Annotated in this window: 13 protein-coding genes and 1 tRNA gene; 11 read left to right on the plus strand and 3 right to left on the minus strand. The window is 66.1% G+C overall.

Going from position 1 to position 12,573, the window contains the following annotated elements; genetic code table 11:
* Positions 1 to 98: 98 nt before the first annotated feature.
* Entirely contained in the window at positions 99 to 446 is a 348-nt protein-coding gene (locus tag G9C85_RS00390) for a helix-turn-helix domain-containing protein (protein ID WP_166036197.1), read from the minus strand.
* A gap of 171 nt (positions 447 to 617) precedes the next feature.
* On the opposite strand from G9C85_RS00390, the gene G9C85_RS00395 reads away from it, so the two are divergent.
* The 8 genes from G9C85_RS00395 to G9C85_RS00430 all read left to right on the plus strand — a co-directional run bounded on the left by G9C85_RS00395 (position 618) and on the right by G9C85_RS00430 (position 9,764).
* Positions 618 to 1,220 carry a chemotaxis protein CheW gene (locus tag G9C85_RS00395; RefSeq protein WP_166036198.1) on the plus strand — a complete coding sequence of 201 codons (603 nt, stop codon included), beginning with the start codon at positions 618 to 620 and terminating at the stop codon, positions 1,218 to 1,220.
* A 145-nt stretch (positions 1,221 to 1,365) separates the two neighbouring features.
* Positions 1,366 to 1,728, plus strand: a complete 363-nt coding sequence (gene cheY, locus G9C85_RS00400; RefSeq protein ID WP_166036199.1) for a chemotaxis protein CheY — start codon at positions 1,366 to 1,368, stop codon at positions 1,726 to 1,728.
* A complete protein-coding gene (gene cheB / locus G9C85_RS00405) occupies positions 1,725 to 2,855 on the plus strand; it encodes a chemotaxis-specific protein-glutamate methyltransferase CheB (protein ID WP_166036200.1) in 1,131 nt (376 codons plus the stop codon). Before cheY ends, cheB begins: the two co-directional genes overlap by 4 nt.
* Positions 2,848 to 6,525 carry a chemotaxis protein CheA gene (locus tag G9C85_RS00410; protein ID WP_166036201.1) on the plus strand — a complete coding sequence of 1,226 codons (3,678 nt, stop codon included), beginning with the start codon at positions 2,848 to 2,850 and terminating at the stop codon, positions 6,523 to 6,525. Before cheB ends, G9C85_RS00410 begins: the two co-directional genes overlap by 8 nt.
* 13 nt (positions 6,526 to 6,538) lie before the next feature.
* On the plus strand, positions 6,539 to 7,144 hold the full coding sequence (locus G9C85_RS00415; RefSeq protein ID WP_166036202.1) for a chemotaxis protein CheC: 606 nt from the start codon (positions 6,539 to 6,541) through the stop codon (positions 7,142 to 7,144).
* Entirely contained in the window at positions 7,141 to 8,385 is a 1,245-nt protein-coding gene (locus G9C85_RS00420; RefSeq protein WP_166036203.1) for a chemotaxis protein CheC, read from the plus strand. The genes G9C85_RS00415 and G9C85_RS00420 overlap by 4 nt, the downstream gene beginning before the upstream one ends.
* Positions 8,386 to 8,442: 57 nt before the next feature.
* The gene (locus G9C85_RS00425; protein WP_166036204.1) at positions 8,443 to 8,964 is read left to right on the plus strand and encodes a chemotaxis protein CheD; all 522 of its coding nucleotides are present in this window, start codon (positions 8,443 to 8,445) and stop codon (positions 8,962 to 8,964) included.
* A complete protein-coding gene (locus tag G9C85_RS00430; RefSeq protein WP_166036205.1) occupies positions 8,961 to 9,764 on the plus strand; it encodes a protein-glutamate O-methyltransferase CheR in 804 nt (267 codons plus the stop codon). The genes G9C85_RS00425 and G9C85_RS00430 overlap by 4 nt, the downstream gene beginning before the upstream one ends.
* 109 nt (positions 9,765 to 9,873) lie before the next feature.
* On the opposite strand, the gene G9C85_RS00435 is transcribed toward G9C85_RS00430, so the two are convergent.
* Positions 9,874 to 10,014, minus strand: a complete 141-nt coding sequence (locus G9C85_RS00435; RefSeq protein ID WP_166036206.1) for a hypothetical protein — start codon at positions 10,012 to 10,014, stop codon at positions 9,874 to 9,876.
* A 553-nt stretch (positions 10,015 to 10,567) separates the two neighbouring features.
* Between G9C85_RS00435 and G9C85_RS00440 the strand changes: the two genes are divergently transcribed.
* Both G9C85_RS00440 and G9C85_RS00445 read left to right on the plus strand, forming a co-directional pair.
* Positions 10,568 to 10,993: a type IV pilin gene (locus G9C85_RS00440; protein ID WP_166036207.1), complete on the plus strand. Its 426-nt coding sequence runs from the start codon at positions 10,568 to 10,570 to the stop codon at positions 10,991 to 10,993.
* A gap of 67 nt (positions 10,994 to 11,060) precedes the next feature.
* On the plus strand, positions 11,061 to 11,531 hold the full coding sequence (locus G9C85_RS00445) for a type IV pilin (protein ID WP_166036208.1): 471 nt from the start codon (positions 11,061 to 11,063) through the stop codon (positions 11,529 to 11,531).
* Between the two features lie 215 nt (positions 11,532 to 11,746).
* Here G9C85_RS00445 and G9C85_RS00450 read toward each other — a convergent pair.
* Positions 11,747 to 11,818 (minus strand) — tRNA-Ala (locus tag G9C85_RS00450).
* Between the two features lie 278 nt (positions 11,819 to 12,096).
* On the opposite strand from G9C85_RS00450, the gene G9C85_RS00455 reads away from it, so the two are divergent.
* Positions 12,097 to 12,567 carry a 30S ribosomal protein S15 gene (locus tag G9C85_RS00455; RefSeq protein ID WP_166036209.1) on the plus strand — a complete coding sequence of 157 codons (471 nt, stop codon included), beginning with the start codon at positions 12,097 to 12,099 and terminating at the stop codon, positions 12,565 to 12,567.
* The last annotated feature ends 6 nt before the right edge of the window (positions 12,568 to 12,573 follow it).

Consider the following 12,573-nt stretch of genomic DNA (forward strand, 5'->3'; position numbering starts at 1 on the left):
TGAGAGAACGCGAAGGCTCGAAGTGCGATTGACGGGAGCCGGGAGTGATGAAGGCGGGAGTGATGAGGGTCGGGTCGGTGGGGAGCGGTCCGCGGGTCTCAGTCCATCTGTTCCTGTATCTCGTTCTTCGCAGCGGACCGATCCTCGGTCGTCAGGAGGGGCGCGTCGCCGGAGAACTCGATGGCGAACTCGTCGAGCGTCCGCCGGTAGACGTTCGTCCGACGCCCCTCGTCCGAGAGCTGGCGGCCCTCGCACTGGAGCAACCCGGCGGACTCCAGTTCCTCGATGCGCCGGTAGCACGTCGCGATCGGGACGCCGAGTTCGTCCGCGAGGTCCTGGGCGGACGTCGGCGTGCGGGCCGCGCAGAGGATCTCGGCGCTGTACTTGCTCCCGAGCGCTGAGAGGACGTTGGCCGCGACGTCTCCCGACCGAGCACTCCCACTCATGTACCCGTCGTTTACGATTATCACGTTTGAAACTTGTGGCTGGCGAAGAGATACCGCCCGCGACACGACGATAGCTTCGGCGTCGTCCGCTGGTGGTGGCCGCTTGCTCTCGGACGCCGACCGTTCGGGGGTCAGGTTTTTATCGATGGCTACGGATTCTCGAACACGAGTATGTCCGCCGACCTCCCCGACGAGTTACAGGACGTCGAAGTCTCGTCGCCGTCCGACGACGAGACGAGAGAGTCCGACACGGACCGCGGAGACGGCGACGGCGACCCCGACGAGTTCGAGGACTTCGTCGTCTTCGCCGTCGGCGACCGACGGCTCGCGGTGTCCGTCGACGCCGTACGGAACATCGTCACGGTCGGCGCGACAACGCGCGTCCCGCGCGCCGCGAGCGCCATCGACGGGATCATGGACCTCCGCGGGGAGATCACCGCGATCATCGACGCCCGGTCGCACTTCCCGACGCGAGCCGCCGAGCCCGCGACGAGCGACCAGCGCATCATCGTCTTCGACATGCCCCAGGGGCGACAGTCCGCGGGGATCCGCGTCGACGCGGTCGAGGGCGTGGAGCTGTTCCCGCTGAAGTACGTGACGCCGAGCGAGACGGTCGACGACGAGGCCGCCGACCACCCGCTCGTCGCCGCTCTCTTGCATCGCGTGGAGAACGGCGAGAAGACCGACCCGGTCGGACTCGTCGACGTCGAGGGGATCGTCGAGGCGTCCGGTCCGGTCGGCCAGTCCGACGACGCGCCGTCGAACGTGTCATAGTCGCGTCGCGACTCGCATCGCAAAGGAGACGAGGACGCCCGAGAGCGGACAGTAGGAGCCACCTACCGGAGATTATCGCGTTTGATAACCGGGCAATAGCATTTATGTTTTTGCTTCGTCTACGATTGCGTGGTGTATTAACCGAATGTCGACAGGGGTGCTCATCGTGGACGACTCTCATTTTATGCGGAATCTCCTCAGACAGATTCTGGAGGACGATTACGAGATACTGGGAGAGGCGTCCAACGGGGCCGAAGCGGTGAAGTTGTACAAGGAACAGGACCCGGACATCGTCATGATGGACATCGTGATGCCGAAGTGTAACGGCATCAAGGCGACAGCCGCGATAAAGAAACTCGATCCGAACTCGCGGGTCATCATGTGCACGTCCGTCGGCCAGCGCGAGAAGATGAAACTCGCCGTCAAGGCGGGCGCCGACGGGTACGTCACGAAGCCGTTCGAGGAACCCAGCGTCAGGAAGGCGTTGAAGGACGTCGTGCCTGCATGACGAGCGTGCTGGTCGTCGACGATTCGCAGTTCATGCGCACGGTCATCGGGAATGTGGTCGCGGACCACGGGTACCGGGTCATGAGCGCCAGCGACGGCCAGGAAGCCATCGAGATGGTGCACGATCACGACCCGGACGTCGTCACGATGGACGTGGAGATGCCCGGGATGGACGGCATCGAGGCGGTGTCGCGCATCATGGCGTCGAAGCCGACGCCGATCCTGATGTTGTCCGCGCACACGGAGACGGGCGCGGAGGCGACGCTCGACGCGCTCGCGCGCGGCGCCGTCGACTTCCTCCCGAAACCCGGCGGGGAGGTGACGCGGGACCTGAAGTCCCTCGGCGACCGTATCGTCGAGAAGATCGACGCGGTCGCGGGCGCGGACCTGGCGTCGATTACGCCGGCGACGCCCGCGACCAAAGCGACTGCTGGGACGCCGACAGCAGCGTCGGCCGGCGCTGAGAACGACGACTCGCGATCGGCGTCGTCAGCCGGCGACCGACCAGCACCGGAGCCCGACCGAGCGTTCGTCGAGCACCCCACGATAGTGATCGGGGCGTCGACGGGCGGCCCGAAGATCCTCGAGGGCGTCCTGCGCGCGCTCCCGGTGACGCTCGATCCGAAGGTGCTGGTCGTCCAGCACATGCCCGCGAGTTTCACGAACCGGCTCGCGGCGCGACTCGACACGCTCCTGCCGTTCTCCGTCACCGAGGCGTCGGACGGCCAGCGCGTCGGCGACGGCGACGTGGTGGTCGCGAAGGGCGACTTTCACCTCGAGGTGGCGTCGAACGTCGCCGGAAACCTTCGCGTTCGCCTGACGGAGCGCGAGCGCGAGCACGGCGTCCGGCCGGCGATCGACGTGACGATGCGGACGGCCGCGGACGTCGTCTCCGATCCACTCGTCGGCGTCGCGCTGACGGGCATGGGGAAGGACGGCGCGGCCGGGATCGAGGCCATCAAACGAGCAGGTGGGGCGACGATCGCTCAGGACGAGGCGTCCAGTCCGGTGTTCGGGATCCCGCAGCAAGCGATCGCGACCGGGTGCGTCGATCGCGTCTGCGCTGCGGACGACGTCCCCGGCGCCATCTGTGACGCGTTCGCGCAGGAGGCTCCGACCCATGGATGAGTACGTACGCGACTTCGTGCAGGAGGGCGAAGAGAACGTCACCGAGCTGAACAACGCGCTGCTGGAGCTGGAGCGCGAACCGGGTGACGAGGAGGCGATGGACCGCATCTTCCGCATGGCGCACACGCTGAAGGGGAATGCGGGCGCGATGGGGTTCGACGAGGCCAGCGACCTGGCACACGCCATCGAGGACTTGCTGGACGCGGTCCGGTCGGGCCAGATGGCGGTGTCCGCGGACCTGATGGACGACGTGTTCGCGGCCGTCGACGAGTTCGAGTCGATGCTCGACGACGTGCGCGCGCACGGTGAGATTCGAACGGATCCGAGCGACACGATCGAGCGCCTGCGGGCGGTCGAGGCGGACGCGACGGGTGCGCCATCGATCACGGAACCGTCGGGCGGCGATCTCGACGACGCGGTCCGCGAGGCGGACGCGCTCGACGAGGCGGACCAGACGTTGTACCACGTCCGGCTCTCGATCGTCCGCGACGACGACGTGAACAACGCCGCGCTCGTCGTGGACGCGCTCGAGGACGCGTTCGACTTGCTCGGGACGACGCCGTCCCGGGACGTGGTGGACGCGGACGACGCGTCGGGCCGCATCGACGCGGTGTTCGGGTCGGCGGTGACGCCGTCGGCGATCGAGGCGGCGCTAGAGCCCGTCGGCGCGGTCGACAACTGGATCATCTCCGACGTCACCGACCGCTACAACGCCGTCGACGCCGCGGAGGACGCTGACGCCGTCGACGCCGCCGATGCTGCGGCGGCCGGGGACGACGGCGGCGCGATTCCGGACGACCCCGCCGCGGAGATCGACGAGGACGTCGCCCAGGACATGTCCGTCGACGAACTCCTCGGCGAGTTCGACGAGTACGACGACCTGGACGCGCTCGTCGAGGAGATGGACGACGTGTCCGGGTTCGACGACCTCGGCGAGGCCGGGTCGTTCGAGGACCTCGACCTCGGCGACGACCTGGACCCGGCGGACGAACCCGCCGCCGACCCGCTCGGCGGCGAGGACGACCTCGACCTCGCCGGTGACGACGGGACGAACCTCGACGGCGAGGACGAACTCGACTTCGCGGGCGACGACGACCTCGACCTCGCGGGCGACGACGACCTGGATCTCGGCGACGGCGCCGACGCCGGGGCGGACGACGCCGACGAGGACGAGCAAGTCGAGGACGCCGCGGAGACGTTCGCCGAACTCAAACAGGAGGTCGACCCGGTCGGGTTCGACGAACTTCAGGACGAGCTCGACGAACTCGAGTTCGACGAGTACAGCGACGAGGAGGAGGTCGGGTTCGACGAACTCCTCGGCGACGACTTCGAGGAGGGCGACGACGACTTCTTCGGCGGCGACGCCGAGATCGGGGACGACGACCTCGAAGACATCCTCGTCGACGACGTCACCGGGTTCGACGAAGCCGACGACGCGGACGCTGCCGAAGCGAACGCGGACGCTACCGAAGTCGAAGCGAACGCGGACGCTACCGAAGTCGAAGCGAACGCGGACGCTACCGAAGTCGAAGCGAACGCGGACGCTACCGAAGTCGAAGCGAACGCGGACGCTACCGAAGTCGAAGCGAACGCGGACGTAGCGGACGTGGAGGCCGAGACGGTCGACGCCGACGCAGCGGACGTAGAGGCCGACGCACCGAGCGTCGACGACGACGTCGCTGGAGACGCGGACGACGGTGCCGTCGCAGACGCCAGTGACGCGCTCGACGAAGCGCAGACGGCCGACGCGACCGAAGCCGTCGAAGCCGGCGCGTCCGACGAGGACGAGCCGGAGCTGGAGTCCGCAGACGGGTTCGAGAGCGCGCCGGACGTCGACGACTTCGACGATCCGACGACCGCCGACACCGACGCCGACGCGGGTGGGTTCGGCGACGACTTCGGCGACGACGAGTTCGACCTCGACGCCGCCGACCCGGACGCCGGCACGTCCCTCGACGACGTCGACGACGCGTTCGCGGACGCCGACGATACGCTGTCGAGCGCGACCGGCGATGACGACCTCTCAAGTGACGTCGACGCGGACGACCTCGGCAGCGAGTTCGACGCGGACGGCCTCGACGCGGACGGCTTCGACGACGACCCCGATCTCGGGGACGACGACCTCGACCTCGGGGCTAGCGACTCCGAAATCGAAGCCGCGGCTCGGGACGCCGACGACGCGACGCCCGAGACCGACCCGACCGCCGGCCCGCTCGCGGGCGCAGACGAGGAGGACCTCGATAGCGTCGAAGTCGGCGAGTTCGAACTCGACGACCCCGACGCGGACGCCGGGACCGCCGGTGCGGACGTCGAGACCGGTGACTTCGGGACGGACGCCGGCGGGTTCGACGACGGCGTCGACGCCGGCGTCGAGTACGGCGACGTCGACGCTGGCGGGTTCGACGACGCGCCCGACGACGCGGGTGGCGACGCTGCCGACGCGCCCGAAGGCGAGATGGACCCCGACGAAGCGCGGGCGCTCGTCGACGCGACGCTCCCGCGCGGCGGCGACGACGACGGCGACGGCGACGTGCAGAGCGTTCGCGTCGACGTCGACCAGGTCGACCGCCTGCTGAACCTCGTCGAGGGACTCGTCACGAACCGCGTCCGGTTGCGTCGCTCCGTCGAGGAGGGCGCGAGCGCCGCGACGCTCGACGACGACCTCGACGAACTCGAGGACATCACGGGCGAACTCCAGGACACCGTGATGGACATCCGGCTCGTCCCCCTGAAGATGGTCGCGAATAACCTGCCGCGGGTCGTCCGCGACGTCTCGCGCGAACAGGGCAAGAGCGTCGACTTCGAGATGGAGGGCGAGGACGTCGAGATGGACCGCACCATCCTCGACGAGATCAGCGACCCGCTCGTGCACCTCGTGCGGAACGCCGTCGACCACGGCATCGAATCGCCCGAGGAACGCGAGGAATTGGAGAAACCGGACGCGGGAACCGTGCGGCTCGAAGCGCGTCGGGCGCGGGATCGCGTCGTCGTGGAAGTCAGCGACGACGGCCGCGGCCTCGACCCGGACGTCCTCCGCGACGAAGCCGTCGAGGAGGGCATCCTCGATCGCGAGGAGGCGGACGCGATGACGGACGACGAGGCGCGCGAGCTCGTGTTCCATCCGGGGCTGTCGACGGCGCCGGAAGTGACGGACGTCAGCGGTCGTGGGGTGGGGATGGACGTCGTCCGGTCGACGGTCGAAGACCTCGACGGCGAGGTCGAGATCGAGAGCGAACTCGGCGAGGGCACCACGATACGGCTCGTGCTTCCGGTGTCGGTCGCGATCGACGACGTCCTGTTCGTGGAGTGCGGCGACGAGGAGTTCGGCGTCCCGACGAAGGTCGTTCGGGACATCGGCTCGGCGGCGGCGGTGGAACAGGTCGGCGACCGCGAGGTCGTTCGAACCGACGACGGGGACGAGACCCCGCTCGTCCGACTCGGTGACGCGCTCGAATCGCCGGGCAGCGCCCGGGCGGACGGCGGCGGCATGCTCCTGCACGTCCGCGGGGACGTCAGGGACGTGGCGCTGCACTGCGACCGCGTTCAGGGCCAACAGGAAGTCGTCGTGAAGCCGTACGACGACGTCCTCGGTGGGATTCCAGGGCTCTCGGGCGCGACGGTCCTCGGCGAGGGCGAGGTCGTGAACATCCTCGACGTGAAAACGCTATGAACGACTACAATCCATGAGCTTGATGGTCGACATTCGGAAGCTTAGCTTCATCAACGAGATGGCAAAGGTGGGGACGAACGGCGTCGCCGAGAACATGAGTAAACTGACGGGCGAGGACGCCCAGATGGAGGTGACGAAGACGAACTTCATCGACGTCCAGGACATCAAGTCCCAGCTCGACGACGGGAAGCGCGTCGGCGTCCGCGTGCGGCTGATGGAGCCGCCACACGGGCACGTCCTCATCCTCTTCCCGGAATCGTCCGCGAAGAAGGTGACGGCGCTGATGCTGTCGGACATGGTCGACGACATGGGTGACGTGTCCGGCGAGATGGCGCGGTCCGCGGTCGAGGAACTCGGGAACATGATGGCCAGCGGGTTCATCGACGGGTGGGCGGACGTGCTCGGGCGGACGATCGACATCGCGACGCCCCAGCTCGTGTACGCGCCCGCTGGAGACATCGTCGAGCGGACGGCGGGTCTCGGCGGCGAGGACCTCGCGCTGTTCTTCGACTCGAACCTCACGGTCCCGAGTTACGACATCGCAGCGGAGATCTACGCGTTCCCCGACCTCGAGGAATTCGTGGAGATGGTCAACAGCATCGAGGCCCAGCCCCAATGAAACTGGACATCAAGGCACTCGGGACCTTCTACGAGATGGCGCGCGAAGGCGCCGGCCTCGCCGCGGGCCGACTCACGCGGATGACGGGCGTGGAGACGCGCGTCGGCGTGACGAAACTGAACTTCATGCGGGGCTCGGAGATCCAGAAGGAGTTCGACGACGGCCGCGACAAGGTCGGCATCCGCGTCGAACTGTCGGACGGGATCGACGGGCACTCCGTGATCGTCTTCGACCGGGAGAGCGCGCTCGAGGTCGTTCGCATCCTCTTGGATAGCGCGGACGCCGACGAGTTCGACGACATGAGTCGGAGCGCGGTGACGGAGGTCGGCCAGATCATGAACGCCGGGTTCATCGACGGCTGGGCGGACGTCCTCGAGACCGCGATCGACGTGGAGACCCCGGAGTTCGTCGAGGGTGCGACCGCGGACGCGTTCATCGGCGACCTCGCGGAGGCACCGAACGCGGACGACTTCGCGCTCCTCTTCCAGAGCCGGATCGAGGCCGTCGACACCGAGATCGAGTTCCGGCACTACCTGTTCCCGGAGCGCGAGTCGATGGCGCGCGTCCTCGACCGGCACCGCGACCCGAACTCGGTCGGGATCGAGTACGACAAGCTCGCCGGGTTCGACGAGATGGCGAAACAGGGCGCGAAGGAGGTCGCGTCGAACATCACGACGCTCACCGGCATCGATACCGAGGTCGAGGTCCGGCGGTTGAACTTCGCGAGCCTCGAAGCGATCCCGGAGGAGATTGACGACGAGATGCTCGTCGGCGTCGCGCACGAACTCGACGGCAACCCATCGGGGTACCTCCTGTTCCTGTTCGACGAGCAGAGTGCGCGCGAGGTCGTGGAGGCGACCGTGCCGAGTCCGCCCGACGACGAGTTCGGCGACCTCGGCGTCTCCGCGATCAAGGAACTCGGGAACATCATGGCGAGCGGGTTCATCGACGGGTGGGCGAACGTCCTCGACACGACGATCGATCATTCGCCGCCCGAGTACATCCACGACTACGGCGCCGCCGTCATCGACCCCGTCGTCATCCAGCTCGGCGAGGACCAGGAGTTCGCGTTCGTGTTCGACACCGTGATGCGCGCGAACGACCGCGAGTTCGACTGCTCGATCTACGCGATCCCGGACCAGGCCGACCTGGAGCGAGCGTTGAACGAACTGGACGTCGAGAAGGTCGCGGACGCCGAGACGAAGGCGGACGTCTCGATCGACGAACTGGAGAACGCATGAGGACGACGAACGTGACGACGACGAACGCGAGGATGGTGGACGTGAGATGGAGGAGGTATGAAGACGTACGGTAGCGAACCCGGTGCGCCCGAGCCGGTCCAGGTCGGGATCTCGGAGTTCGTGGTCCGCGGGCGGGACGCCGAGGACACCCTGAAGTCGTACGGGCTCGGGTCGTGTCTCGCGGTCGCGCTCTGGGACCCGGACTCGAAGATCGGTGGGCTCGCGCACGTGATGCTCCCGGACGGCGATTCCGCGGGTGGTGCGGACGAGAAGCCCGGGAAGTACGCGGACACCGCAATCCGCGCGATGCTCCGTCGGATGGTGGAGAAGGGGGCGGCGTACACGAGCGTGGAGGCGCGGATCGCGGGCGGGAGCGACATGTTCGAGTTCGAGTCCTTCGGTGACGGCGTCGGCCAGCGGAACACGGCCGCGGCGAAGGAGGAGCTCGACAAGCTCGGCGTCCCGGTCGTCGCCGAGGACACGGGCGGGCAGCGCGGTCGCACGGTCGAGTTCGACACGGGCACGGGGACGCTCACGGTTCGAACCGCCGACGGCGACCGTGGAGTGGTCGAGCTGTGAGCGGTGACGCTGCCTACGAGCGAGTGACGGCGTACGTCGAGGACGAGATCGGGTTCGCGACGAGCCACTACAACGACAGCTACCTGCAGCGTCGGCTGGCGAGCCGGATGCGCCGCACGGGGGCGGCGGACTACGACGAGTACTTCGAGATACTCGCCGGGAACGAGGAGGAAGCGCAAGCGCTCCTCGACGCGTTCTCGATCAACGTCACGGGGTTCTTCCGGAATCCGGACGTCTGGGAGGGGATCCGTGGCGTGCTCCGGGACCTCTCGGCGGAGAACGAGCACGTGTACGTGTGGTCTGCTGCGTGCGCGGACGGCCGAGAGCCGTACTCGCTGGCGATGCTCGCGATGGACGACCCGCGCGTGGACGCGGAGAAGTTCCACTTCTACGGGACGGACATCAACGACGAGTCGCTCGCGACCGCGCAGTACGGCGAATACTCGAGTTCGCGGACGGTCGACATCGAGGAACAGCTCTCCTTCCTCTCGAACTTCCACGCGTACGTGGAGCGGGACGAGGATTCGTTCCGGATGCGAGAGGGTGTCCGGCGGAAGGTGACGTTCGCGAAGCACGACCTCATCAACGACGACCCGAAGAGCGGGTTCGATCTCGTGGTGTGCCGGAACCTCTTCATCTACATCGACAACGAGTACAAGCAGCCAATCCTGCGGACGATCGCGGACTCGCTGAAGCCCAGCGGGTACCTGGTAATTGGGAAGGCGGAGACGATCCCGCCGCAGTTGAAGTCGGCGTTCGAGGTCTTGGACGGCCGACTCCGCATCTACCGTCGCGACTGACGTCGAGACCCACCACCGACTCGTATCGGCTCGTTCACATCTTTATTCCGCTTGTCAGAGGACTAACCTCAAGCGAGAACGGGTGCGGGCGCGAGTACCGTGGAAGGGGTCAGGCGCTCCGGCGCTTCAGGCGCTTCTTCACGGCGCGCTGCCCGAAGAACGCGAGTGCGCCGGCCGCGATCAGGCCCTTCCAGCCGTACTTCTGTTTGCCTTTCTTCGCTGCTTGCACGACGAGACTGGTGCCGAGCATGGTCGACTGGAGGGTCGGAGGACACGTGAGTACACGGGCAATACACGTCGGGTCGGCGTCGAGCGCGGTCGCACGGTTGGCCTACCGCTGGCCGTGGATTCGCGCTTTGGCACCCGTAAGCACGGCGTACGACCCGCGTCCCGCCCCGCACCAGGGTGCGTATTTTCCAGGCCAACAGCGGTCCCGTCACGTGGTGGGGTGGCGTAAGCGACTGTTACTCGAGAGCGCGCGCGACGCGGACGACACCCACTCGCGAGAACTCGTATATAAATCCAGCGACGAGGCTTTCGATACTGGCACAATGGTAAGAAAACATCAACGAATTCTGGTGGGAGTGAACGACGCGAACGAACCGCAGGATAGCGCCGGTTTCGAAACGAATTCAAGACCGTCTTGAACCCCGTAAAGCCTACCTATACGAATCTTCCCGACATGCTTGAACACACCCAACCGACCGGGCTGGCCGATGGTTATATATTTGTAGCAAAGATGGAATGAATCAGCACCGTAGCTGCGTGGGTGACGCCGCAACCCGGTGTGGGATATACACAACATGCAACTGAAGAACCTCTTCGCGGACGAGGACGCCGTGTCACCGGTCATCGGGGTCATCCTGATGGTCGCGATCACTGTCATCCTCGCGGCCGTAATCGGCGCGTTCGTCCTCGGCATCGGTGGCAGTCAGGAACAGGTTCCCCAGGCAAGCTGGGAATGGACGAATGATACCGCTGATGGCACGAATTGTGGTTCTGCAAGCGGTGGTGCATCTTCGGTCCCCGTGAGTGTCGCGCACACGGGAGGTGACTCCGTCAATGACGACGATCTCGCAATCGGCGGTCAAGACTGTGACAACGACGACGCAATAACGGCCGGTGATTCGCTGCACGTCACCGACGTAGACCCGGGCACCACGGTGAACCTCGTCTGGAAGAGTCCCTCGAGCGATGACACGAGCATCATTTCGAGCTTCGACATCTAACCACGACTAACTCTCTCTTTTCCACTGCAGATTCGAACTCTCTCATATATTCGAAGCGCAATCAAGCATGAAACTGACCATACTTCTCACCGAGGATGATGCTGTTTCCTCGACCATCGGTGTGGTTCTGATGGTCGCGGTGACGGTCATCCTCGCGGCGGCAGTGGGGACGTTCGCGCTCGGCCTGGCGGAGACTTCCGCGGAGGAGACCCCGTCGGCGTCGTTCGAAGTAGAATGGGGTCTCGATGGCGGAGATACAGTCGTGGACGTGACGATGCAGGGCGGTAATGGTGTCGAGGCGAAGTTCGTAACCGTCGAACTTGAGGGGTCCGAAGTGTGGAACGACGCAGACGAAGACGCCGCGGGCCGACTGACGCACTACGACGGCAAGGAGTGGACCGCCGATAAGATCCAGTCCGGGGACACCCTCGGACTCAAAGAGGACGGCACGAGTCTCAACGAAGGCGACACGATCCCGGTCATCTGGAACAACGGCCAGAAGTCCCAGGTCCACGGCTCCGCAACCCTCAGCAACTAACCGCTTCCCACAACACCCTTCTTCCGAGCTCACTCGGCACCGAGCCACCGCCACGTCCGATACCCAGCCAATCGAAACCTAGATGAACTCGGTGGGAAGCCCACTGGTCGTCCGCTGCGCGCGACTGGTAGGACTTCAAATCTCGCCTGCGACGGTCAATTCTGACGGCTCCGACGACTCGCTACGCTCGTCGGCTGGAGGCGCGAAAATGGGAGTGGACTTGTCGGGATTTGAACCCGAGGCCTTCCCCGTGCCAGGGGGATGATCTACCGCTGATCTACAAGCCCGCTTCGCGTCACCTACTTGTCCGTGGGTTATTGATAAACCTCTCGGATTGCGTTCCGGTTCGGTGTGCTGCCGGCGCGCTGCGTGGTTCGTTTGGAAACCCTTTTGAGCGTGCTTGACGGAGGTACTGGCGGGAACGGCACGGTCGCAAATCTGACTCGCCGCCCGGCTTCGGGTGGCTTGGGATTGCGATAGTGCGGCCCGACCGCGAGCCCCACCTGTAGGGTGGGGTGGCGGTCGGAGGACTATCTGCGCCGATGCGGTTCCTATCCTCAAGACAATGGCACGAATGCATACTCGCCGCCGAGGCTCGTCCGGTTCGGACAAGCCAGCGGCAGACGAACCGCCGGAGTGGAGCGACGTCGACGCCGACGCCATCGAGGACCGCGTCGTCGAACTGAAAGAACAGGGCCACACCCCGTCCCAGATCGGGATGAAGCTACGCGACGAGGGCGTGCAGGGCACGCCGATCCCGGACGTGAAGCTCGCCACCGGGAAGAAGGTCAAGGAGATCCTCGCGGAGAACGACGCGACCGCTGACCTCCCCGAGGACCTCCGGAGTCTCATGGAGCGCGCCGTCCGCCTGCGCGCGCACATGGACGAGCACCCGCTGGACGCGTCGAACAAGCGCGCGCTCCAGAACACGGAGTCGAAAGTCCGCCGTCTCGTCGACTACTACCGTGGCGACGAGCTCGACGCGGAGTTCACGTACGAGTACGAGGAAGCGAAGGAAGTCCTCGGGTACGAGTAAGCGTCG

Origin of the sequence: Halorubellus sp. JP-L1, assembly GCF_011440375.1 — an archaeon.
Taxonomy (GTDB): Archaea; Halobacteriota; Halobacteria; order Halobacteriales; family Natrialbaceae; genus Halorubellus.

Bases quoted from the DNA above. Each gene is read 5' to 3' on its own strand.
- G9C85_RS00425 (WP_166036204.1), top strand. From the start codon at position 8,443: ATGAAGACGTACGGTAGCGAACCCGGTGCGCCCGAGCCGGTCCAGGTC.
- G9C85_RS00390 (WP_166036197.1), bottom strand. From the start codon at position 446: ATGAGTGGGAGTGCTCGGTCGGGAGACGTCGCGGCCAACGTCCTCTCA.
- cheB (WP_166036200.1), top strand. From the start codon at position 1,725: ATGACGAGCGTGCTGGTCGTCGACGATTCGCAGTTCATGCGCACGGTC.
- G9C85_RS00435 (WP_166036206.1), bottom strand. From the start codon at position 10,014: ATGCTCGGCACCAGTCTCGTCGTGCAAGCAGCGAAGAAAGGCAAACAG.
- G9C85_RS00415 (WP_166036202.1), top strand. From the start codon at position 6,539: ATGAGCTTGATGGTCGACATTCGGAAGCTTAGCTTCATCAACGAGATG.
- G9C85_RS00445 (WP_166036208.1), top strand. From the start codon at position 11,061: ATGAAACTGACCATACTTCTCACCGAGGATGATGCTGTTTCCTCGACC.
- G9C85_RS00395 (WP_166036198.1), top strand. From the start codon at position 618: ATGTCCGCCGACCTCCCCGACGAGTTACAGGACGTCGAAGTCTCGTCG.
- G9C85_RS00420 (WP_166036203.1), top strand. From the start codon at position 7,141: ATGAAACTGGACATCAAGGCACTCGGGACCTTCTACGAGATGGCGCGC.
- G9C85_RS00455 (WP_166036209.1), top strand. From the start codon at position 12,097: ATGGCACGAATGCATACTCGCCGCCGAGGCTCGTCCGGTTCGGACAAG.
- G9C85_RS00410 (WP_166036201.1), top strand. From the start codon at position 2,848: ATGGATGAGTACGTACGCGACTTCGTGCAGGAGGGCGAAGAGAACGTC.
- cheY (WP_166036199.1), top strand. From the start codon at position 1,366: ATGTCGACAGGGGTGCTCATCGTGGACGACTCTCATTTTATGCGGAAT.
- G9C85_RS00440 (WP_166036207.1), top strand. From the start codon at position 10,568: ATGCAACTGAAGAACCTCTTCGCGGACGAGGACGCCGTGTCACCGGTC.